A 20,854-nucleotide genomic window follows, 5' to 3' on the forward strand; every position below is an offset into this window, starting at 1 on the left:
GTGCAGGGTCTGGCCGTTGCGCTCACGATCGCGATCGCGCTCCCGCTCGCGGTTCATGGCAGTACCTTCTCCAGTCGCCACAGATCCTCCAGGGGCTCACGCTGGCGCACCAGATGGGCGGTATCGCCGTCCACCAGCACCTCGGCGGCACGGGGACGGGCGTTGTAGTTGGAAGACATGGAGAAGCCATAGGCGCCGGCGGAGCGCACCGCCACCAGATCGCCGGCGGCGATGGTCAGTTCACGATCCTTACCCAGGAAATCGCCGGTCTCGCAGATGGGGCCCACCACATCGTAGCGCTTAGGCTCACGCACCAGTGCCTTGTTCACCGGCACTATGTTCATCCAGGCGCTGTAGAGCGAGGGCCGGATCAGATCGTTCATGGCGGCGTCGACGATGGCAAAGTCACGATCCTCGCCGGCCTTCAGGTATTCCACCTTGCTCACCAGCACGCCGGCGTTGGCCATGATGGCGCGGCCCGGTTCGAAGATCAGGGTCAGATCCCGGCCGGTCAGGCGCGCCTTGAGGGCGGCGGCATATTGCTCGGGATGGGGCGGGTTCTCGTCGCCATAGTTGACCCCCAGGCCCCCCCCCACGTCCAGGTGATGGATCCGGATGCCCTCGGCCGCCAGGCGGTCGATCAGCACCAGCAGCTTGTCCATGGAGGCCAGGAAGGGTTCCAGCTCGGTGAGCTGGGAGCCGATGTGACAGTCGATGCCGGTCACCTGGATGTGGGGCAGCTTGGCTGCCACCCGGTACAGGGCGATGGCACGCTCGATGGGCACGCCGAACTTGTTCTGCTTGAGGCCGGTGGAGATGTAGGGATGGGTGCCGGCGTCGATGTCCGGGTTCACCCGCACGGAAATCGGCGCCACCTTGCCCAGCTCGCCGGCCACGGCGTTGAGCCGCTCCAGCTCCGCCTCGGACTCCAGGTTGAAGCAGAGGATGCCCAGCTCCAGGGCGTAGCGCATCTCCTCGGCGGTCTTGCCGACGCCGGAGAACACCACCTTGGCCGGATCCCCGCCGGCCGCCACCACCCGGGCCAGCTCGCCACCGGAGACGATGTCAAACCCCGAGCCCAGGCGCGCCAACAGGTTGAGCACCGCCAGGTTGCCGTTGGCCTTCACCGCGTAGCAGATCAGGTGGGGCACCTCACCGGCGGCGGAGTCGAAGGCCTGCCAGTGGCGCTCTATGGTGGCGCGGGAGTAGACATACAGGGGCGTGCCGTGTTGGGCGACCAGCTCGGGCAGGGCGCAATCTTCGGCACAGAGGACACCGTCATCCCGGTAGTTGAAAAAATCCATGTTACTCTTGTTCCTTGTCTTGGGGGGTGGCAGGCACGTCCTGCGCCTCGACCTGGGCAGGCGTCTCTTTGCTGGGCATCTGCAGCGGCCCCTTGAGGCCACAGCCGGAAAGACCGGTCATCACCAGCAACAGCAGCCCGCAGGCCAGCTTGGCGTTGTTCATGGCGCTAGTGCTAAATAGGTAAATGGGCCCCTATAATCGCACTCATCCTCTTAAATGCAATAGGACGGTAACAGATGAAAGACAGCGAATTCCACGCCCTGGCAGAGCAGCAGTTCCAGGCCATCGAGGAAGGGATCGAGGCCAGCGGAGTGGACATCGACTGCGAGCGCCAGGGCAATGTGCTGACCCTGACCTTCGAGAACAAGAGCAAGATCATCATCAACACCCAGGAACCCCTGCATCAGATCTGGGTAGCCACCCGCGCCAACGGTTTTCACTTCGCCTATCAAGGCGATGCCTGGATCGACAATCGGGAAGGCAACGAGCTGATGACACTGCTGTCCGCCGCCTGCTCCAGCCAAGCCGGCGAAGACGTGGAGCTGCTCTCATGAGCGGCACCGACAAGCCCAGGGTCGACATCTACTACTGCCGCCAGTGCAACTGGATGCTGCGGGCCAGCTGGATGGCCCAGGAGCTGCTGCACACCTTCAGCGAGGAGCTGGGCAGCGTGACCCTGCACCCGGATACCGGCGGGCATTTCGAAATCCTGGTGAATGGCGAGACCATCTGGGAGCGCAAGCGCGATGGCGGCTTCCCGGATGTGAAGCAGTTGAAGCAGCGGGTGCGGGACTGTATCGACCCGGCGCGGGATCTGGGCCACCTGGATCGCCCCGCCACCCCGCCGGCCGAATGAGGGGTTAGCTCGGGATGCGACGCCTGATCCAGGCGTCAAAGCGACTGGCCGCTTAAACCCTCCGCCGCCGGGTAGCTATTCTACAAGTGAGTGGAGTAGAGAGGCTTTATGGCTGCCTCTCTATTTTCATTAATTAATAACCAAACTCTTTGCGGGTTGCAGCTTCAATCACTTTATACTGCGGCAAGGCCTGAATAATATCCCTGAGTACTTTGTCGTATTCCTTTGGCTGGTTAAATATAACGGCATACTCCCCACCACTTGCTGGTATTTCCATAATTTCAACACCATAAACCTTGCCAAAGAACAATATTTCACCAGATCCTTTGTAGATACAGCCATAATGGCGAATACGAGGTTTCATCTTGGTGATTTTAAAGGCCAGGAATGCGCCGGCACCGGCCCCCGCCAGGGCCAATGGGCCAACCAGCCCCATGGCGATAAGACTGACCAGGATCAACAGCCAGCCGATCCCGCGCGCAATGGTATAAGCCATCGCGGGAATATTGTCCTGCTGGCTATAGTAGATCCCCTTGGCAGTCATTCGGTAGTGATAGAGTTGGTTTGGATCAGTTAAACACCGACAATAAAAAACAGATATAAGCCCAAGAACCATAAAAAACAGCGTTAACTGACCAGCAACATGACGGTCATCAAAGATGAAGAAGCCTAAACCAATTGTCCAATACACAGCCCCCATCAAGAGTGATGATGACCAAGCGTAGGGAGGAGCATGGTCAATCTCCCACGCATACAAGACCGGCTCTTTCTGTAATTCAAGGTACTGCTCACTGTAGTAGTGGTTAGCCGCGTCACCCTCGGTCATTGATCGCTGCTCTGTGGCGTCGTTCATTTTAATTCAACTCTATGCTGGTGCCCTGAACAGGCAGTTTATCATCGATCTCCGCCGTCAAGACGACCCCGTTAACAGCAGCTCATCCCCCTCACTGGCGGCAATCACCAGGCTCACCTGCCCGGGGCCTTTACTGGCGACCTGGATGGCCGCCTCTTGCGCCGGCCCCAGCACCGACGTCACCACGGAGGCCGGATAGCTTTGCTTGGCCAGTTCATAACCGAGGCGCTTTATCGACAACCGCAGGGTGAGGCTGCTCAGGTGGGTGGGTACCTCGACCACCAGCTTGTCCGCCGCCAGCTGTACCGTCGGCTGGCTGGCGATCCGTTCATATTGATATAGCTCCTCAGCCGCCGGCCATCCCGCCGGTTTGGTGCCCCAGGTGGATTGCAGCAGCCAGCGCTCGATAGGCAGACGCGCATTGCTAGCCAGTATCAGGGTAGCCGCCAGATAGAGCAGGGTACCGATCCCCATAGCCACCACCATCCAGGGGGCCCAGATTGCGCCAAGTGATGCTCCACGTCCCAAGAGCCAAAAATGGGCAAGTCCAAGCACAAGATCAGCAACTGGAAACAGTACAACCAAGCCATGGTGCAACGCGGTTCGTTGAAGCCCTCGCCCTGGTGGGTTTCGGTGCGCAGCACGGTGCGGATCTTGTGCTCAGGCGGCGCATAGGGCGGCCGGTTGGTGGCATGAAAGGTGCGGCCGGTGACGATGGGCTGGTCGGGGTCGACTGCTAAGAAAATTTGGGAACGTGTGTGCCGGTCACGTTGACCGGCAGTTTGCCCCGGATGGTGAACCACTGGTTCTGCTCCGGCGGGTCAATCGGCGCCTAGTCATAGTGATAGCGGCTGCAACCGCCCAGCCCGCTGGCCAGTCCGATAAGCAGGCCGGAAATGAGATATTTCGGCATCTTGGCGCCCTGAGAAAAGTTGCGTCCTAATTGTTGGTCGGTGCCTGGGCCTGCTCCAGGCGCCGCAGGCCGCACCAACCAATGTGGCCGACGTTAGGCCTCCACCTCTTCAGCAGCGGTAACCGTCTCGATACCACGAGGGAGAAAGAAGTTATTGCTGCGCAGCAGGGTATTGGCCTGGGCATCCAGGGTGGCGTGCTTGAGTTCGGCTGAGCCGAAGTCGTGCATAAAGTAGTTGAAGAAGGCGTCAATGGCCGGTGGCACCCGCATCGACTCCTTAAAGTGGATGACAAGGTGGGCGTAGTGGATGGCTTGCGCTGCCTTGCTGCCGCTGAGCTGCGATCTGGCTATGTTTTCGGCATCCCGCCCCACCTGCTCAAGCCAGCCCCACTGCTCTTTAAGGGCATCTCTGTCACTGCCGCGCGCCTCGCGCAAACAGGCCAGGTAGTCATGGAGCTTTTCCCCCAGCCAGACGCAATAGCCCTGCATATGCCGCGCAAAGCCGGCGGGCGTCGGGTCATCAAACCGGCCTATCCAGTGGCGGTAGTAGTGGCTAAAGTCCCGCACCGAATGGCCCGCCAGGTGATCCCGCATCACGAAGTAACTGGCTACCCTACGAGAGGTTTTCTGTAGCGTGAGAAAGTTAGGAAAGGGCACCTGGGCACCACGGGCGGCATCAAACATCTGGCGCAAGGGCACCCGGCACAGCTCGGCGCTGGGGCGCTGCTCGTTGGGCAAGAGCCCCCCCGTCACATCCTCACTGACGCCGGGGCAGAGCTGTTCACGCCACCCCGGCCGCAGCGGCCCCAACGGCAACCAGGGGCGATAGTCTCGCCGCTCGTGAGCCGCCACCAGATGCAAGGCCCGCTTTACCGCCGGATGCAGGGGCTGGTCGAATTCGATCACCTTGGCTCCGGCCACCACCCCTAACGGTGCGCCCGCCGGGCTCTTGCTAAACAGCCCGGCCCAGCTTGCCGCCTCGGCAACCGCATCCCCCATATCCAGCGGGCTGCGGCGGCTACAGTCGAACAGGCCGGCGAAGATCACCTCAACCTTGCTTTCCTGGTAACGGTACTCGTTGCCCGTCTTGCTGCAGACCGACGCCAGCAGCTCGTCGATAAAGCGGCGCGCCAGCACGGCCCCCAGATCGGCGCCAAACACCGAGATCTGGATCAGCTTGATGGGGAGCGGGTTCTCTTTCTTACTGAGTGCAATGCTTTCTTTAAACTTGTTTTTGGCAAAATCCACCCGGGCATCGACCCCGGACATCAGCAGATCCGCCACCAACGGGTTGTCCCGGATGGGGGCGGCAGCCTCCAGCAGGGTCCGTTTGGCGGCGTTTTTGACGGCGGAGACGGTGGCGTTGAAACCGCTCTTCAGGCTCAACAGCTCCTCCAGCTTATTGGCCGGCACCTGACTCCAGTCGCCATGGGCGGCCCCCTTGACCGTATCCACCACGGCTTCCTTGCCCTGCTCGATAAGACTCTCGCCATAATCGGTTGGCAAGGCCTTAAGCCGGGCATCCAGAATACTGTCCAGCCGCTCGGCGGCCGTATCCTCAAGCAGCGTGCCCAGGCCGGGAATATAGACTTTCGCGTATGAATAAAACGAAGTGAGCGGAGCCTTTAGCTCAAGGGGGTGGGCTCGAAACAAACGACCGACATTGGTCAGCCGATGGCTATCCTCATCCACATAGATATTGCGCTCACGGCCATCGAAGAAGAAGCCTATCTGTAAGGCCAGCGAACAGGTGCCGATGCCCGCCTGATGACGGCTCTCCTCCCGCGCCACCCGGCATGCCAGATCATCCTGATCGATCATCTTCCTTTCCTCGTACGATAGGTCTCAATTACATCGTCCATTACGGGCTCTGCCCAGCCGCCCCATCGCACCATCACTTTATTGTCGGGCAAGAACAGTACATGAAAGTTATTCTGCCCCTTTTCCCGCTTGGGCATGGGTAGCGTGAGGGTATGCTTTTCAAACTGGTATCCCGCCATTTCTTGCTCTTCGGTCATATCGAGTTCCCAGTCAATCTTTACCGTATCGCCCTCAATACGATAAGGGCCTGCAAAACTACCGCCGCCCGCGCTAAATCCATCGAACGCGAAGGTGTTGCCGCCCATCTTGCCGTTGACATAGACATAGCTGATGGGTCTGTCCATCACCGACATGACTATCAAGGCTGCTCCACCATGCCTCTCCTGCCCTAGCCAGCTCCAGCCCAGCCAGAGCACCAGTAAAATGCCGGAGACCCCGCGGCCCCAGCGGGGCATCAGCTGCCAAGCCGCCGTGGCCATCATGGACATCAGTCGCGTCAGACTGTTTGCCACTGTCATGCTGATGTCCTCTGGCTTGCCAGGGACCAGTTTCTGGCGGCCTGATGACGGCTCTCCTCACGCGCCACCCGGCACGCCAGATCATCCTGATCGATCATCTTTATCTCCTTGTTCGATAGGTATCCACAATGCTATCCATCTCAACGGGGCAGCTATTGGCCCAACGCACCAATGGCTTGTTATCCGGCAAAAACAGCACGCAAAAATCATTCTGCCCTTTTGTCCGCTTGGGCATGGGTAAAGTAATGGTATGGATCTCAGGCCGGTAACCGAGTTCATCGTACTGCTTACGGGTCATTGCCAATTCCCATTTGATTTCGACCGTATCGCCCTCAATACGATAAGGGCCAGCAAAACTACCTCCACCTGCATTAAATCCATCAAACGCGAAGGTGTTACCTCCCATCTTGCCGTTGACATAGACATAGCTGATGGGGCGGTCAATTACCGAATGAACCACAATGGTTGCACCACCAAACCGCTCCTGCCCTAGCCAGCTCCAGCCCAGCCAGAGCACCAGTAAACTACCGGTTAACCAGCGGCCCCAGCGGGGCATCAGCTGCCAGGCCTCCGTGGCCATCATGGACATCAGTCGCGTCAGGCTGTTAGCTACTGTCATGCAGACCTCCTCTGGTTTGCCAGGGCCCAGCTTCTGGCGGCCTGATAACGCCTCTCCTCCCGCGTCACTCGGCACGCCAGATCATCCTGATCGATCATCTTTATCTCCTCGTTCGATAGGTATCCACAATGCCATCCATTTCCACCACACAACTCTGCGCCCAATGCACCAATGGCTTGTTATCCGGCAAAAACAGCACACAAAAATCATTCTGCCCCTTCTCCCGCTTGGGCATGGGTAGCGTCAGCGTGTGCTTTTCAAACTGATATCCCGCTTTTTCTTGCTCTTCGGTCATATCGAGTTCCCAGTCAATCTTTACCGTATCGCCCTCAATACGATAAGGGCCAGCACTGCCACCACCAGCATTTAGGCCGTCAAAAGCGAAGGCATTGCTACCCATCTTGCCGTTGACATAGACATAGCTGATGGGCCTATTCATAACCGATCCGACATCAATCGATGCACCGCCAAATCGCTCCTGGCCCAGCCAGCTCCAGCCCAGCCAGAGCACCAGTAACATACCGGTTAACCAGCGGCCCCAGCGGGGCATCAGCTGCCAGGCCGCCGTGGCCATCATGGACATCAGTCGCGTCAGACTGTTTGCCACTGTCATGCGGACCTCCTTTGTTGTTCCAGTGCCGGGCGACCACCCTCCAGATAAGCCAAGGCCCATAACAGCAACTGGGCTTCGCTGGCACCGGCTTGCTCGGCCTTGCCCAGTGCCTTGCGAACCATGGCCATCCGCTCACAGGGTGGGAAATGGCCGCAGTGCGCCCCCTCCGCCCAGAGCGCCAGCAGGCGATGGGCCTGTGGCGAGCCCTGCAGCGCCTGTTGAAGCTCGGGTGTCAGTTGTATCAACGCTGGCTCGACAGGCGGAATCGACAGCGCCAGCTCTCGCCAGCTGCCATCACACTCCCGCAGCCACCAACTAGCAATGCCGCCAAACAGACCGCCATACCAGGCGGCTTGCTGCTGCGCCAGCAGCAAGGGCAAGGCCTGCGGGGTGTAGAACCGCAGCAGTTGGCTAAACCGGCCTGCCGGCTCAATCACCCTAACCCCCAACGCCAATTGCCGTTGCAACCGAGCCATCGGCAGGTCGCTGTCAATGAGCCCCACCACATGCCCCTCTTGAACCAATTCCATCAGCAGGGCTTCATTGTCTGCCGAACAGTGCCAGAGCCAAGGTCCCAGGCTGACCAGCTCGAAGAGGTCGTCATGCAGATAAAGCGGCAGGAAAGGTTGCTCGCTGAGTCTTTCACGCTGCATCTGGTTTAGATGTGCGCCTTCCAGCAGAACCAGGCTCTGCGCCTGGCGCCAAATTCCTGCGGGTAACATCTACTCCCCCTTCACCAGAGCATCGCCTTGCGCCATGGCGCGCAGCAGACAGGGAATGCACACCGCTGTCTCAAGGGCCGGCATCCCCTCAAACAGCGGAGGTTTGGGTGGTGCAACCACTTCCACCGCCCCCGGCTGCTTGGGCAGCTGGGCGGCGCAGCCGGTGCCGGTGCCCGGGCTACCGCCGGAGTTCATCTTGATGCTGGCGCCGGACAGGGTGACACCGCTGGGATCCAGCTTGACGAAGTTGCCACCCACCTTGAGGGTGAGCTCCGCCCCCGCCTCCAGCACGATTTTCATGCCGGCCTTGTGGTGCACCTGGCTGCCCGCCTCCACCCGCAGGGACTGGCCGAGTTTGTGGTGCTGGCTGCCGTCCACGGTGAGCGAGTAGTCCTGCTGGATATGGTCGCGCTTCTCTCCCTGCACGCTCAGGTGGTCGTGGGCCTGGATGCGGGTGATGCGCTCGTTGTCGATGTCGAAGTGCTGGTCGTGTTTTATCTGCCAGGCCGCATCGTTCTCGATGAGCAGGTTGAGGTCTTTTTGCCCGTGGAGGTATATCTCTTCGGCGCCGGCCTGGTCTTCAAAGCGCAGCTCGTTGAAGCCCTCGCCCTGGTGGGTCTCGGTGCGCAGCACGGTGCGGGTCTTGTGCTCGGGCAGCGCATAGGGCGGCCGGTTGGTGGCGTGAAAGGTGCGGCCGGTGACGATGGGCTGGTCGGGGTCGCCCTCTAGAAACGAGACGATGACCTCGTGGCCGATGCGCGGCAAGGCCAGCATGCCGTACTGGCCGCCGGCCCAGCCCTGGGCCACCCGCACCCAGCAGGAGCTGTGTTCATCACTTGAACCATAGCGGTCCCAGGGAAACTGCAGCTTCACCCGGCCGTGCTCGTCGCAGTAAATCTCCTCGCCCTGAGGGCCCACCACTGTGGCCATCTGCGGGCCGTCCACCCTGGGCTTGACCATCGGCTGGGGCCGCCAGGGGGTCTGGGCCGGCACCAGGGTGAACTCGTTGACATAGACGGTGGCCTCGCCGCCCCCCTCTTCCTCCAGCGCCTGGGGCTGGCGACCGGTGTGCTGGATACGCACCGGCTGCCAGGCGATGTTGCACGCCGGGTTGGGGTGTTCACTCAGGCTGAACTGCTGACCCGGCTGCAGGCTGGCGGCGTTGGACGCCCCCTGGGCGCGCTGGGCCTCGGCCCGCAGGGCGTCCAGCCGGTAGTCGGTGAAGGCCTGGCCGCTGGGGTCGGCCTTGAAACGGCCGGGGTAGTCGAAGTGCTCATAGTGCTGTTGCGGCAGCTCACCGGCCTGGGCCTGATGCAGCAGGCCGTAGGCCGGGGTCTTGAAGCTGTAGTCCTTGAGGGCCACCTCATCCACGGCCACCGTCTGCTGGCAGCTCAGGCGGCGGATGAAGGCGCCCTGCTGCAACCCCTGGTTGGCCGGGTTGTAGAAGAGGTCGGGGCCGGAGCCCAGGGCCTGTACCGTGTCCGCCAGCACCAGGCGATGGACCCCCTGCTCGAACTCGTGAAAGTAGAACAGCCCCTCTTCGGCGGCCAAACGCTGGACAAAGTCCAGGTCGCTCTCCCGGTACTGCACGCAGTACTCCCGCTGGGCATGGTCGTGCTGCAGGGCGAAGGCGTAGTCGCTGATGCCGGCCTCCTGCAGCAGCACGCTGATAATCTCCTGGGGGGTGAGGGCCTGGAAGATGCGGCTGTTGTGGCGCAGCCCCAGGCGCCACAGGACCGGGCGCACCTCCAGCTGATAGCGGGTGCGGCGAAAGCCGGTGTCGCCCTGGGCAAATTGACTCACCACGCCACTGATGCGCCGCTGCAGCTGACCGTCGAACCAAATCAGCAGCTCGCAGGGGTGCTCCAGCAAGTCGGCGGCCTGGATATCCGGGCGTGGGCTGGCCAGGGAGAGCCGCAGGGTGAAGGGGGCGCTCAAGGCCTCCTCCAGGGCGAAGTCCACTACCGCCAGGCCCTGGTCCGTGCCGCCGTCGATGGTGACCGTAAACTGTAATCCCGTGCTGTTTGCCATCTGCTGCTGCCTTGTGAGGTGAGGCCGATTAACCAAGCTACCGCCCTCCTGCGTCGCTGGACAGGATAGGGGGTACTGTGTGCGGCGTGCCGCTTTGAGCTGGCCTGGAGGTCAAGCCAGGGCAAAATGGCAAAAGGCTCCGGTCGCCGCCAGGGCGGTGAGCCGGAGCAATGTGCAGGGAAACACCTTGGGCGGTTAGGCCTCGATGGGAGCACGCCAGTCATCGGCGCCGGAGGTGCCGGCCACCGTGTGCTCCCAGTCAATCTTGCGGTAGGCCAGAGAGACCTGGATGAGCTGAGTGAAGTCTGACTTGGTGGGGTCCTGGCAGTGGGGCATCTGGCAGTCGATGTCGACTATGGTGGCATCGGTCAGCAGGGTGCTGAAGAAGTGCTCCTGCTTGCCTTCCACCGAGGTGCGGTACCACTTGAGGGTGACCTTGGGCAGCATCTCGCCGGAGGCCAGGGCGTTGTACATCAGGGGCACGGCCTTGTTGAGCGCCACGGTGAACTTGAAGGGCTTGTGCACCCGCTGGCCGGCCGGCTGGCCGGACTGGGGGTCGGTGGGGACGGTGACGATGTGTTTGAACTCTTGCACCAGCATCTCGTCTTCATGGCCCTGGACAAAGATGTTGCCCACGGACTCGGAGGTGAAGGCACCGGCGGTGATGTTGCCCTGGGTCTTGCCTTCGATGCTGATATAACATGGGGTTGGCATGGATAACTCCTGTTAATGGATGGATTAGACGCAAATCCATACACGCAGGAGCCATGCCAATCTTTTTTATTGTTAATAATCAATAGATTAATTGTTTGCACCGCGCCGTCACGCGGCTTTTTGCGCAAAACAGCCAATATGGCTGCATTTTATTGCGCAGATGGCGGCATATCTCACCATTGATTTCTTTGGCGATAGATATGACCACTGGCAAGCATTATTTTGGCTGATGCCACCATTACGATTGAGGCGACGTGGCGGTTGGAGTCAAGAGGTGGTGCGGACTGACGGTTAACGGGGGGCGCTGCGGTAGGGCACCACCTGCTGCTGCCCGTTCTCTTCCACCAACTCGTAGAACTGGGGCAGGTTGAAGTTGATGAACTGCCCCTCGTTGTTGAAGCGCTCATGGGTCAATGTGTAGTAGCGGCTGACGCTCTGCACCAGATCATCCTTGCTGCCGAAGTAGTCCCGGTACATCTCCACCTTGTTGTGCTCATCCAGCACGAAGACGCTGAAACCGTGCTCCCTGTCTTGGAAGAAGAACTGGATCAGCCCCTCGCTGGCATAGGAGTCGACCACGGATGGCACGCCCTGGCGTCCGCCCTCGTCGTCATCCGGCAGCCGTTCGAGCTTGTTGTTGGCGATCTGGCGGTAGAAGTCGATGGCACCGGACATCTGCTTGACCGACACCCCGCGCCGCTCCAGGAACAGGGCAAACTTCTGCTGCCCCACCGACAGCAGCTTCACCAGCCGCTGCTTGTCCCGGGCCAGCCGCAGCTCGATGCACTCCTGCACCAGGCGGTTGAACTGATTGCGAATGAGGCCGCGGAAGTGCTGGCTGTAGCAGAACACCTCCACCGCCTCGGGGGCCGCGGCGTCCTGGTGCATCTTGCCCAGTATGGTGGACAGGGCGTCCACCACCGCCTCGGGGCCGGTGAAGTGCAGGGTGCGCATCTCGTTCCAGGAGTTGCGGTAGACGAGATCCACCGTGCCCACCAGGCACTCCTGCTCCAGGCCGAAGCTCAGCACGTCGGCATTCTCGGCATCGAAGGCCAGCTCCCGGTCCTGCCAGTGTGAGGTGGGATCCAGCTCCAGATTGAGGAAGATGCCCAGGTGGCGCACCTCGCAGGGCCGGCTCAGGGCCAGGTTGGCCGCCGGCGGCAGGCGCACCGGGAAGGTAGCCGCCAGGTCATGGCAAAACTGGTGCAACGCCGGCAGGGCCAGATCCGAGCCCAGGGAACGCAGATGAACCCGACTGGTACCGGTGAGCAGGCCGTTGAAGTAGGCCCAGGCCACCAGCTTGCTGATGTAGCCGTTATATTCCAGCGGCGCCCGGCCTATGATGGCCGCCGGCGCCAGGCTGTACTTGTAGAGATACCAGCCGGCGCGGTTGATGCCGCCGGGCGGCACCTGGATGAAGCTCAGATCCGCCTCGTGCAGGTTGGGCGCTATCTTGAGGTTGATGCGCTGCACCTTGCCGGGCAGGGATTCGAAGGCGGCATACAGCTTGCGGGAGAGGATGCCGATGTCCTCGGGGTTGATGGACTCGCTGATGTTGTTGCGCCGGGCGAACTGGATGAGCTGGCTGTAGCTCTGCATCAGGGTTTCCAGCAGCTCGCCATAGGCGTACTTGACCTCTTCCACCTTCCAGCCGTCGCGGCTGTCCAGATGGTGCACCACCTCGGCGCTCCAGCCCCACTCGGCGATCAGCCGATCCAGCACCGCCTGGCGCCAGGGCTGACGGCCACCGCCGTGATCGCACACCTTGAGGTAGAAGCAGCGGCGGGCCAGATCCAGCCGCTTGAGATCGCCAATGCCCTGCAGGTACTGGGTGACCTTCTGCAGCATCAGGTAATAGGTGTCCATGGCCAGATCGTAGCCTTCGTGGTGCTGGAACCACTCCTTGGCCTCCACCGACAGCAAGCGGGTGTCGGGGAACTCGGCGGAGTAGGCCTCCATCAGCAGTATCTTCAGCACCGCCTTGTAGGGGGAGTCGAGGCCCTTGTACAGCAACCAGAGGGCGGAGCCGAAATACTCCTCCGCCGGGATGCGCTGCAGGCCGCCCAGATCCAGCCACTCCTCCGGCTTGAGGCCGCAGTCCCGCATCAGGGTGCTGACCACCTGGTCGTAGTCCTCTTCCCACTCCACCGGCACCACGGGCCACAGCAGGCGACGGCCGGCAATGCGCAGGGCGCTGCGGTAGAACTCGTCCAGCAACAGCAGGTGCTGGGCACTGCCGCAGTTGTCACCCCCCAGCTCGGCGATGTTATCCAGACGGAACTTGTTGTCGGGGATCAGGAAGAAGTTGAGCTCGACGCCACGGTGCTCGGCCAGCTTGGAGATCAGCAGGCACTTGTGCTCCAGCAGCTCCAGCCGATCCAGGCTCAGGTGATGGGAGTGACAGACCCAGATATCCAGATCCGAGCTGCAGCACTGGCCGATGGAGGCGGTGCTGCCCATGGAGTAGACCCCCAGAATGGCGGTCTCGCTGGCCTGGATGCCCTGCAGATTGTGGGTGGCCATGCAGATGTCGTCGATGAACTCCTGCTGCGCCTCGGACAGGGTGAAGAAATCGATGCCGTGGGGCACCTCCCCGGAGACATAGCCAGGCAACAGAGGGTGATTGAAGTGCAGCAGCACCGGCAGCAGCTCAAAGATCTGCTGACCGTATTCGCTCATGGCCTCCAATGCACGCTCAGTCTTCGCTTGATTGATGGCGTCGTAGCGCGCAATCAGCGTCTGAATAGGGTTCGACAACAGACTGGCCTTCCGCTTCCGTGGGATGGGAACAAATCCTGGGATCTGCTAAAAACGTGAGCATGGTAACAACAGCCTCAGGTTGGGTAAACCATTTCTCCGAACCGACTTGGTGCAAAAACACTTCGGATTCATGCGGATACCAACATGCACCGCCGAGCCAGGGGTGTTACTATCCGGCTACCCGACTCCAGCACAGATAAATGATGACCTCACAGCCCCTGCGCATCGCCACCCGCAAGAGCCCCCTGGCCCTCTGGCAAGCCGAACACATACGCCATCGTCTCCAGCAGCTCCACCCCCAGCTGGCGGTGGAGCTGGTGCCCATGAGCACCCGCGGCGACAAGATACTGGACACGCCGCTGGCCAAGGTCGGCGGCAAGGGATTGTTCGTCAAGGAGCTGGAAACCGCCCTGCTGGAAGGCCGCGCCGATCTGGCGGTGCACTCCATGAAGGACGTGCCGGTGGACTTCCCAGAGGGCCTGGGGCTGACGGTGATCTGCGCCGGGGAAGATCCCCGGGATGCCTTCGTCAGCCCCCGCTTCGCCAGCCTGGACGAACTGCCCCAGGGGGCCGTGGTGGGCACCTCCAGCCTGCGCCGCCAGTGCCAGCTGCGAGCCCGCCGGCCGGACCTGCAGGTGCGGGATCTGCGGGGCAACGTCAACACCCGGCTGGCCAAGCTGGACGCCGGCGAGTATGACGCCATCCTGCTGGCCGCCGCCGGTCTGCAACGGCTGGGCATGGCCCAGCGCATTCGCCAGGCACTGCCGGTGGAGCTCAGCCTGCCGGCCAACGGTCAGGGGGTGCTGGCCATCGAGTGCCGCCTGGCAGACAGCCAGACGCTCGCCCTGCTGGCCCCCCTGGATGATGCCGACAGCCGGGATCGGGTGTTGGCGGAACGGGCCATGAACCGCGCCCTTCAGGGGGGCTGCCAGGTACCTATCGGCGCCCACGCCGTGGTGGCGGGCGACCAGCTCTGGCTGCGAGGCCTGGTGGGAAGCCCGGACGGCCGCCTGCTGCTGCGTGACGAGATCCGCGGCCCGCGGCAACAGGCGGAGGCACTGGGCGAGACCCTGGCCCGTCGCCTGCTGGCCGCCGGCGCGGATCGCATTCTGGCCCAGGTGTACGGCGACTGATGACGCCCCTGGTCCTGCGCCCGCAACCCCAGGCCGACGCCCTGTGCCAGGCGTTGGCACAGGCGGGCCATCACCCCGTCTGTTGCCCCCTGTTTGCCCTGACCCCGGGCCGCCAGCTGAGCCAGCTGCCCCAGGCCCTGGCCGAGGCGACACTGGTCATCGCCGTCAGCGCTCCGGCGGTGGAGCAGGCCCACCACTGGCTGCAAGCGCACGGGCTGAGCTGGCCGGCCAAACCGACCCTCGCCGTGGGCCCCGCCACCGCCGCCGCCTGGCAACAGGCCGGGATCCAGGCTCTGGCACCCGAGCAGGCGGACAGCGAAGGCCTGCTGGCCTTGCCGGCCCTGCAACCCCAGGCGGTGGCCGATCGGCCCGTGCTGATCCTGCGGGGTGACAGCGGTCGCGAGTTCCTGGCCCAGCAGCTGACGGCCCGCGGCGCCCGGGTGCGGTACTGCGAATGCTACCGCCGGGAGCCGCTGCCGCTGGATGGGCCCAGTCTCTGGCACAAATGGCGCTCATCCGGAGTGGACAGTGTTATCATCACCAGCGGCGATCTGTTTAACCGCTTGTGCCAGCTGCTGCCCGTCGAGGCCAAGCCCTGGCTTGAGCAATTGACCTATTATGTGCCCAGCACCCGGATCGGCGACTGGCTGGCCCAGGCCGGCCTGCATCACATCCAGCTGACCCGGGGGGCCGCCACCGCTGCCATCCTGGCGGCGCTGCCAACGAGGACCCCATGATGACGGAACAAGCGACTCCTCCCGAGACCGACGCCAAGACCGAGCCCCAGGCCCAGGTCGAGCCGCCCAAGGTGGCCGCCGCGGCAACCCCGACGCCCAAGCCCGCCACACCACAGCGCAGCGGCCGCGCCCTGGCGGCCCTGGCCCTGCTGCTGGCCTTGGGCACCGCCGCCGGCGTCTACGGCTACGGCCGCTGGTTCAGCGACCAGCAGAGTGCCCAGCTGCAGCAGCTGCAGCTGCAACTCACCGAACTCAAGGCCCAGCAGAGCCCTCTGCTCAGCCAGCTCTCCCAGGCCGATGAGCGGCTGCGGGATCTGCAGCAGCAACTGCTCAAGGACAGCGACCGGCAGAACCAGCTGGAGCATCAGCTGCTGACCCTGAGCAGTCGCCGCCCCAACGACTGGCTGCTGGCGGAGGCCGACTACCTGGTGCGCATGGCCGGCCGCAAGCTGTGGCTGGAACATGACGTCAACGCCGCCCTGCTGTTGTTGCACGAGGCCGATGGCCGTATCCGGGATCTCAACGACCCGGCCCTGCTGCCGGTGCGCAAGGCCTTTGCCGCCGATCAGGCCAGCCTGCAGGCCCTGCCCCAGCTGGATAAGGAAGGCCTGGTGTTGCGCCTCTCCGCCCTTATCGACAACCTGGATCAGCTGCCAATCAAGGGCATGACCCCCAGCGCCCCCACCACAGCGGACGACACCCAGCTCAGCGACTCCCTGGCCGACTGGCGGGACAACCTCTATAAGAGCTGGCGCAGCTTTGCCGACAACTTCATCAGCATCCGTCGGCTGGACAGCGACAGCGAGGCCCTGCTCTCTCCGGATCAGCGCTGGTATCTGAAGGCCAACCTGCGCACCCAGCTGCTCAACGCCCAGCAGGCCGTCTACCGGGAGCAGAGCGCCGTCTACGAGGACAGCTTGCAGCGGGTCAGCCAGTGGCTGGAGCAATATTTCGATGGCGATGACAGCAGCACCCAGTTCATGCAGTCCGAACTGCAGAAGCTGCTGGCCGAGCCCCTGGCCCAGCACTACCCCGACAAGCTGGCCAGCCAGGCTCAGCTTGAAGATCTGGTGCAGCAACGGCTGCAAACCCTGATGAACCGGTCCTGACAGGAGGCGCCATGTTTCGAATCCTGCTACTGCTGTTGCTGCTGGCGGTCGCCCTGTTCGCCGGCCCCCATCTGGCGGGCAACCAGGGCTATGTGCAGATCATCTTCGGCCACTACAGCGTCGAGATGACGGTGGTCAGTGCCACCCTGCTGGCGGTGCTGGGCTACTTCGGCCTGCTGCTGCTGGAATACCTGCTCACCCGGCTACTCTCTTTGGGCAGCCGCACCCGCAACTGGTTCGGCCTGCGCCGCAGCAACAAGGCGCACCAGCGAACCCGCAAGGGGCACCTGGCCCTGGCCACCGGCGACTACCGGCAGGCCGAGCGCCTGATGGCCGCCAGCGCCGCCGACAGCGAATTCCCCCTGCTCAACTACCTGGGTGCCGCCCGGGCAGCGGATGCCCAAGGGCGTGACGAGGCGCGGGATCGCTACCTGCAGCAGGCCCAGGCCCATCCTCAGGGCGCCTTGGCCGCCGGCCTGCTGGCCGCCCGTCTGGCCCTGCGCAACCGGCAACCGGAGCTGGCCATCAGCCAGCTGACCCCGCTGCTGACCGAGCATGCCAAGCATCCACGCCTGCTGACCCTCTATCAGCGCGCCCTGCTGGCCGCCGGCCGCTGGCAGGAGCTGATCGAACTGCTGCCCCGCCTGCAGCAACTCAAGCTGCTGACCCCGGACGCCCTGAGTCAGTTACAGCACACGGCCTACCCGGCGCGCTTTGCCGAGCTGGCCGCAGAGGGCAGCGAGGCCCTGCTGAGTTACTGGCGCGCCCTGGCCAAGCCCCTGCGTCAGCAGGTGGCGCTGCGGGCCGCCTGCTGCCAGCAACTGATCCGCTTGCAGGCCCACGGTGAGGCCGAAACCCTGCTGCGCGAAGGGCTCAAACAGCGTCGTGACCCGGCCCTGTTGGCCCTGTGTGGCCAGTTGCAGCTGCCGGACTACCAGCCCCTGCTGAACCTGCTGCAAGAGTACGGCCCGGATCAGGACAACGAGGCCGCCCTGCTCTCCGCCCAAGGTCAGCTCAACTTCCTGCTGCAGCGCTATCCCCTGGCCCAGCAGCTGCTGGAGAAGGCCGTGGCCCTGGCGCCGAACGCCCGGGACTACCGGCTGCTGGGTCAGCTGATGGAGCGCCAGCGGCTGTTCGAGAAGGCCAACCACTACTACCTCGCCGGTCTGCAACTGACCGCCTGATCCCCCCGGCCACGCCGTGTGCGTGGCCGCCCCTCCCCCAAAGCACCAGTTAAGTGCAAAGCACCATTTAAGTGCTTTACGTCTGCACGAAGACACGCCATCTTGCCCCATCAAGAGCCAATTTGGCGCACTCTTATTTCATTTCAAATCATATGGTTATAGTAGAAAGCCCCAAATTGATTCGGGTTTGTCGCCATTTTGGCACGAGTTTTGTTTCATTGGCTGCCAATTGCACTGGGATTGCGCCCCAAGGGTGCACAAAGATGCACAGGTGGTGCAAACGAAGCCATCCCCCGGTGACACCGGCTCGACTTGAAATAAACGGAGGTTATAGTGGAAGAAACCAACAGTGCGGTGGCCAGTCTGGTGACGGGCTCCAACACCTTGTTCGTCCTGCTCGGCGCCATCATGGTGCTGGCGATGCACGCCGGCTTTGCCTTTCTGGAGCTGGGCACGGTACGGGCCAAGAACCAGGTCAACGCCCTGGTGAAGATACTCACCGACTTCGGGGTCTCCACCCTGGCCTACTTCTTCGTCGGCTATCAGCTGGCCTATGGCGAAAACTTCCTGGGTAGCGCCCAGAGCCTGATGGCCGACAACGGCTATGCCCTGGTGAAGTTCTTCTTCCTGCTGACCTTCGCCGCCGCCATTCCGGCCATCGTCAGCGGCGGCATCGCCGAGCGGGCGCGCTTCTACCCCATGCTGATCTGCTCCGCCCTGATGGTGGGCCTGGTCTATCCCCTGTTTGAGGGCATCGCCTGGAACAATCACTTCGGTCTGCAAACCTGGCTGGAGGGCCACTATGGTGCCGCCTTCCACGACTTCGCCGGTTCCGTGGTGGTGCATGCGGTGGGCGGCTGGATCGGTCTCGTCGCCCTGCTGCTGCTGGGCACCCGTCGCGGTCGGGTGCGCAACGGCCAGATGCTCAGCTTCGCCCCGTCCAACATCCCCATGCTGGCCCTGGGCAGCTGGATCCTGATCGTCGGCTGGTTCGGCTTCAACGTCATGTCCGCCCAGAAGCTGGAGGGCATCAGCGGCCTGGTGGCGGTGAACTCCCTGATGGCCATGGTGGGCGGCACTGTGGTGGCCCTGGTGATGGGCAAGAACGACCCCGGCTTCATCCACAACGGCCCCCTGGCCGGTCTGGTGGCCGTGTGTGCCGGTTCCGATCTGATGCACCCGGTGGGCGCCCTGGTGGTGGGCGGCGTAGCCGCCGCCATCTTCATCCTGGTATTCACCTGGCTGCAGCGTAAGCCTAAGCTGGACGACGTGCTGGGTGTCTGGCCGCTGCACGGCCTGTGTGGCGCCTGGGGTGGCATCGCCGCCGGCATCTTCGGCAGTGAAGCCCTGGGTGGCCTGGGCGGTATCAGCCTGATGAGCCAGCTGATCGGCACCCTGTTAGGGGTGAGCATCGCCGTGGTGGGCGCCTTGATCGTCTACGGTCTGATGGCCAAGCTGGTGGGCCTGCGCCTGTCCCAGGAAGACGAACACCAGGGGGCGGATCTGGCCATCCACAAGATCAGCGCCACCGCCGGCGAGGTGCAGATCTAAGCGCAGATCTGACACGCAGATCTAAGCGACTCACAGATGAAACAAGGCGCCTGGTTAGGCGCCTTTGTTATTGGCTGGCGGTACCATAGGCCGCCTGGATCAGGGCGTCCAGCGGCCAGGCCTTGGCGGGGTTGAACAGGCCGCGGCCCAGCGCCTGGGGCAAGGGCGCGGGCTGAGCCAGCTGCTGGAGTATGGCCAGCAGACTGCGCCGGTTGGCCCGCAGCCAGCAATCCTCGGCACACCACTCGCCGTCGTTGAGCGGCCGCCCATCCAGCGTCAAGGGTGCGTACTGCCAGGTCTCACCAGGCCGATAGTGACCGGCAAGCCGCAGCAGGCCGCCTTGGGTGTGCAACTCCAGCGTCTGATAGAGGCCCGGCGCCTCCGCCGGGCCGCAATAGAGCGCGGCGGGCACGCCACCCAGAGTGGCGGACAGGGCATGGGGGGAATGCACGGCGATGAGCCGTGGCTCCCCCAGCCGGTGGGCCAAAAAGGAGAGCGGGTGGCTCGCCACCTCCAGCCACCACTGGGCCGGGGTGAAGGTGAGCGGCAGCCGGTAGTGGCAAGCCAGCTTGATGCGATGGACGGGCCCCAGGGTCGACAGGGTGTGCGCCAGCAGGCGGGCGGAGTCGAGAAAGGCAAAGGCGTAGTTGACCCAGACGGGGTGGCGCCGTGCCGGCCAGTCCGCCGGCGAGCCGGTGAGCCCCAGCAGGGGCTTCTCACAGATGACGGGATAATCGACCAGCCGGGCCAGCCAGTCGCCGTGGCTGATGGCCGGGGTGGCCAGACTCACCAGATCCGGCGCCAGCTCGGCAATCTCCTCGAAACGGGTCAGCGCATGGGGGATGCCCTGCTCCCGGGCGAGGCGGGCCACTGGCTCCTCCCGACGGCCCAGCAGACCCACCACCTCGATGCCGGCCTGGCGGTAGGCGCCGAGATGCACCAGTCCCCAGTTACCGCCGATGAGCAGGGCCCGGCGCATCATGCGGGCACCCGCGCCAGCACGGCGATGAAGCGCGCCCCCTCGTCACCGGCCAGGGCGGCATGAGCCATGCCCGGCGACAACAGGTGCCTGTCCCCCGGCAGCAAGCGGAACGACGCCAGCTGGCCATCAGCCTCTTGCACCGACACCGTCAGGCTCCCCTCCAGCAGGTAGTAGATCTCCTCGCTGTCCGTGTGCCGGTGCCAGCCGATGCTGGCCCCCGGCGGCAATCGGCTGTCGATCACCCCGTCGAGGGCCGAGCGCAGGCGCCCCTCCGCCGCCAGCCCCTGCTCGCAGGCCACCCAGATGCAGGGGTTCTCCCCCTGCCCCTGCTGCCAGCCGTCGGCGGCCGGATTGCCATGGGCGGGGCGATAGCAGACATGGGGCAGATCCTGCGCCCGGGTCACGGGCCCCACCTCGCCGGTCGGCCTTGGCC

Annotated in this window: 21 protein-coding genes; 7 read left to right on the forward strand and 14 right to left on the reverse strand. The window is 63.2% G+C overall.

The window, feature by feature from the left end; genetic code table 11:
* Positions 1-53: 53 nt before the first annotated feature.
* Positions 54-1,304 carry a diaminopimelate decarboxylase gene (lysA, locus tag ABD847_RS03485; RefSeq protein WP_345010082.1) on the reverse strand — a complete coding sequence of 417 codons (1,251 nt, stop codon included), beginning with the start codon at positions 1,302-1,304 and terminating at the stop codon, positions 54-56.
* A gap of 1 nt (position 1,305) precedes the next feature.
* Complete coding sequence (lptM, locus tag ABD847_RS03490; protein WP_345010084.1) at positions 1,306-1,467, reverse strand: LPS translocon maturation chaperone LptM; 162 nt, start codon at positions 1,465-1,467, stop codon at positions 1,306-1,308.
* Positions 1,468-1,541: 74 nt separating this feature from the next.
* On the opposite strand from lptM, the gene cyaY reads away from it, so the two are divergent.
* Both cyaY and ABD847_RS03500 read left to right on the forward strand, forming a co-directional pair.
* Positions 1,542-1,859, forward strand: coding sequence for an iron donor protein CyaY (cyaY, locus tag ABD847_RS03495; protein WP_345010086.1), 318 nt, complete (start codon positions 1,542-1,544; stop codon positions 1,857-1,859).
* The gene (locus tag ABD847_RS03500; protein WP_345010088.1) at positions 1,856-2,161 is read left to right on the forward strand and encodes an Rdx family protein; all 306 of its coding nucleotides are present in this window, start codon (positions 1,856-1,858) and stop codon (positions 2,159-2,161) included. The genes cyaY and ABD847_RS03500 overlap by 4 nt, the downstream gene beginning before the upstream one ends.
* Positions 2,162-2,294: 133 nt before the next feature.
* Here ABD847_RS03500 and ABD847_RS03505 read toward each other — a convergent pair whose 3' ends face one another.
* From ABD847_RS03505 to ABD847_RS03550, 10 genes are all read right to left on the reverse strand, one after another.
* Positions 2,295-3,014: a hypothetical protein gene (locus tag ABD847_RS03505; protein ID WP_345010090.1), complete on the reverse strand. Its 720-nt coding sequence runs from the start codon at positions 3,012-3,014 to the stop codon at positions 2,295-2,297.
* A gap of 57 nt (positions 3,015-3,071) precedes the next feature.
* Positions 3,072-3,488: a hypothetical protein gene (locus ABD847_RS03510; protein ID WP_345010092.1), complete on the reverse strand. Its 417-nt coding sequence runs from the start codon at positions 3,486-3,488 to the stop codon at positions 3,072-3,074.
* Positions 3,489-4,020: 532 nt separating this feature from the next.
* Positions 4,021-5,748: a hypothetical protein gene (locus ABD847_RS03515; protein ID WP_345010094.1), complete on the reverse strand. Its 1,728-nt coding sequence runs from the start codon at positions 5,746-5,748 to the stop codon at positions 4,021-4,023.
* Positions 5,745-6,266 (reverse strand): DUF3304 domain-containing protein, encoded by a 522-nt coding sequence (locus tag ABD847_RS03520; RefSeq protein WP_345010096.1) that lies wholly within the window; start codon positions 6,264-6,266, stop codon positions 5,745-5,747. Before ABD847_RS03520 ends, ABD847_RS03515 begins: the two co-directional genes overlap by 4 nt.
* Positions 6,267-6,366: 100 nt before the next feature.
* Positions 6,367-6,885, reverse strand: a complete 519-nt coding sequence (locus ABD847_RS03525; RefSeq protein ID WP_345010098.1) for a hypothetical protein — start codon at positions 6,883-6,885, stop codon at positions 6,367-6,369.
* A 100-nt stretch (positions 6,886-6,985) separates the two neighbouring features.
* Positions 6,986-7,498, reverse strand: a complete 513-nt coding sequence (locus tag ABD847_RS03530; protein WP_345010100.1) for a hypothetical protein — start codon at positions 7,496-7,498, stop codon at positions 6,986-6,988.
* Positions 7,495-8,220: a DUF4123 domain-containing protein gene (locus ABD847_RS03535; RefSeq protein ID WP_345010102.1), complete on the reverse strand. Its 726-nt coding sequence runs from the start codon at positions 8,218-8,220 to the stop codon at positions 7,495-7,497. Before ABD847_RS03535 ends, ABD847_RS03530 begins: the two co-directional genes overlap by 4 nt.
* Positions 8,221-10,251, reverse strand: coding sequence for a type VI secretion system Vgr family protein (locus ABD847_RS03540; RefSeq protein WP_345010104.1), 2,031 nt, complete (start codon positions 10,249-10,251; stop codon positions 8,221-8,223).
* A 195-nt stretch (positions 10,252-10,446) separates the two neighbouring features.
* Complete coding sequence (hcp1, locus tag ABD847_RS03545) at positions 10,447-10,965, reverse strand: type VI secretion system effector Hcp1 (protein ID WP_345010106.1); 519 nt, start codon at positions 10,963-10,965, stop codon at positions 10,447-10,449.
* Positions 10,966-11,256: 291 nt separating this feature from the next.
* Positions 11,257-13,722: a class I adenylate cyclase gene (locus ABD847_RS03550; RefSeq protein ID WP_345010108.1), complete on the reverse strand. Its 2,466-nt coding sequence runs from the start codon at positions 13,720-13,722 to the stop codon at positions 11,257-11,259.
* Between the two features lie 206 nt (positions 13,723-13,928).
* On the opposite strand from ABD847_RS03550, the gene hemC reads away from it, so the two are divergent.
* The 5 genes from hemC (at position 13,929) to ABD847_RS03575 (ending at position 19,439) form a co-directional block, all read left to right on the forward strand.
* Positions 13,929-14,858 (forward strand): hydroxymethylbilane synthase, encoded by a 930-nt coding sequence (gene hemC / locus ABD847_RS03555; RefSeq protein WP_345010173.1) that lies wholly within the window; start codon positions 13,929-13,931, stop codon positions 14,856-14,858.
* Positions 14,858-15,595, forward strand: coding sequence for a uroporphyrinogen-III synthase (locus ABD847_RS03560; RefSeq protein WP_345010110.1), 738 nt, complete (start codon positions 14,858-14,860; stop codon positions 15,593-15,595). Before hemC ends, ABD847_RS03560 begins: the two co-directional genes overlap by 1 nt.
* Positions 15,592-16,704 (forward strand): uroporphyrinogen-III C-methyltransferase, encoded by a 1,113-nt coding sequence (locus ABD847_RS03565; protein ID WP_345010112.1) that lies wholly within the window; start codon positions 15,592-15,594, stop codon positions 16,702-16,704. Before ABD847_RS03560 ends, ABD847_RS03565 begins: the two co-directional genes overlap by 4 nt.
* An 11-nt stretch (positions 16,705-16,715) precedes the next feature.
* Entirely contained in the window at positions 16,716-17,888 is a 1,173-nt protein-coding gene (locus ABD847_RS03570) for a heme biosynthesis HemY N-terminal domain-containing protein (RefSeq protein WP_345010114.1), read from the forward strand.
* A gap of 333 nt (positions 17,889-18,221) precedes the next feature.
* Positions 18,222-19,439, forward strand: coding sequence for an ammonium transporter (locus tag ABD847_RS03575; RefSeq protein ID WP_345010116.1), 1,218 nt, complete (start codon positions 18,222-18,224; stop codon positions 19,437-19,439).
* Between the two features lie 67 nt (positions 19,440-19,506).
* Here ABD847_RS03575 and ABD847_RS03580 read toward each other — a convergent pair whose 3' ends face one another.
* Together ABD847_RS03580 and ABD847_RS03585 are read right to left on the reverse strand one after the other, a co-directional pair.
* Complete coding sequence (locus ABD847_RS03580) at positions 19,507-20,421, reverse strand: Gfo/Idh/MocA family oxidoreductase (RefSeq protein WP_345010118.1); 915 nt, start codon at positions 20,419-20,421, stop codon at positions 19,507-19,509.
* Positions 20,418-20,825 (reverse strand): cupin domain-containing protein, encoded by a 408-nt coding sequence (locus ABD847_RS03585; protein ID WP_345010120.1) that lies wholly within the window; start codon positions 20,823-20,825, stop codon positions 20,418-20,420. The genes ABD847_RS03580 and ABD847_RS03585 overlap by 4 nt, the downstream gene beginning before the upstream one ends.
* Between the last annotated feature and the right edge of the window lie 29 nt (positions 20,826-20,854).

Source organism: Pseudaeromonas paramecii (genome assembly GCF_039540575.1).
Lineage (GTDB): Bacteria > Pseudomonadota > Gammaproteobacteria > Enterobacterales > Aeromonadaceae > Pseudaeromonas > Pseudaeromonas paramecii.

Excerpts from the sequence above, each read along its gene's own strand:
- ABD847_RS03510 (WP_345010092.1), bottom strand. The coding sequence starts at position 3,488 with ATGGGGATCGGTACCCTGCTCTATCTGGCGGCTACCCTGATACTGGCT.
- ABD847_RS03500 (WP_345010088.1), top strand. The coding sequence starts at position 1,856 with ATGAGCGGCACCGACAAGCCCAGGGTCGACATCTACTACTGCCGCCAG.
- ABD847_RS03580 (WP_345010118.1), bottom strand. The coding sequence starts at position 20,421 with ATGATGCGCCGGGCCCTGCTCATCGGCGGTAACTGGGGACTGGTGCAT.
- ABD847_RS03515 (WP_345010094.1), bottom strand. The coding sequence starts at position 5,748 with ATGATCGATCAGGATGATCTGGCATGCCGGGTGGCGCGGGAGGAGAGC.
- hcp1 (WP_345010106.1), bottom strand. The coding sequence starts at position 10,965 with ATGCCAACCCCATGTTATATCAGCATCGAAGGCAAGACCCAGGGCAAC.
- ABD847_RS03535 (WP_345010102.1), bottom strand. The coding sequence starts at position 8,220 with ATGTTACCCGCAGGAATTTGGCGCCAGGCGCAGAGCCTGGTTCTGCTG.
- ABD847_RS03570 (WP_345010114.1), top strand. The coding sequence starts at position 16,716 with ATGTTTCGAATCCTGCTACTGCTGTTGCTGCTGGCGGTCGCCCTGTTC.
- ABD847_RS03530 (WP_345010100.1), bottom strand. The coding sequence starts at position 7,498 with ATGACAGTGGCAAACAGTCTGACGCGACTGATGTCCATGATGGCCACG.
- ABD847_RS03505 (WP_345010090.1), bottom strand. The coding sequence starts at position 3,014 with ATGAACGACGCCACAGAGCAGCGATCAATGACCGAGGGTGACGCGGCT.
- lptM (WP_345010084.1), bottom strand. The coding sequence starts at position 1,467 with ATGAACAACGCCAAGCTGGCCTGCGGGCTGCTGTTGCTGGTGATGACC.
- ABD847_RS03560 (WP_345010110.1), top strand. The coding sequence starts at position 14,858 with ATGACGCCCCTGGTCCTGCGCCCGCAACCCCAGGCCGACGCCCTGTGC.
- ABD847_RS03540 (WP_345010104.1), bottom strand. The coding sequence starts at position 10,251 with ATGGCAAACAGCACGGGATTACAGTTTACGGTCACCATCGACGGCGGC.
- hemC (WP_345010173.1), top strand. The coding sequence starts at position 13,929 with ATGACCTCACAGCCCCTGCGCATCGCCACCCGCAAGAGCCCCCTGGCC.
- ABD847_RS03525 (WP_345010098.1), bottom strand. The coding sequence starts at position 6,885 with ATGACAGTAGCTAACAGCCTGACGCGACTGATGTCCATGATGGCCACG.
- ABD847_RS03565 (WP_345010112.1), top strand. The coding sequence starts at position 15,592 with ATGATGACGGAACAAGCGACTCCTCCCGAGACCGACGCCAAGACCGAG.
- cyaY (WP_345010086.1), top strand. The coding sequence starts at position 1,542 with ATGAAAGACAGCGAATTCCACGCCCTGGCAGAGCAGCAGTTCCAGGCC.
- ABD847_RS03520 (WP_345010096.1), bottom strand. The coding sequence starts at position 6,266 with ATGACAGTGGCAAACAGTCTGACGCGACTGATGTCCATGATGGCCACG.
- lysA (WP_345010082.1), bottom strand. The coding sequence starts at position 1,304 with ATGGATTTTTTCAACTACCGGGATGACGGTGTCCTCTGTGCCGAAGAT.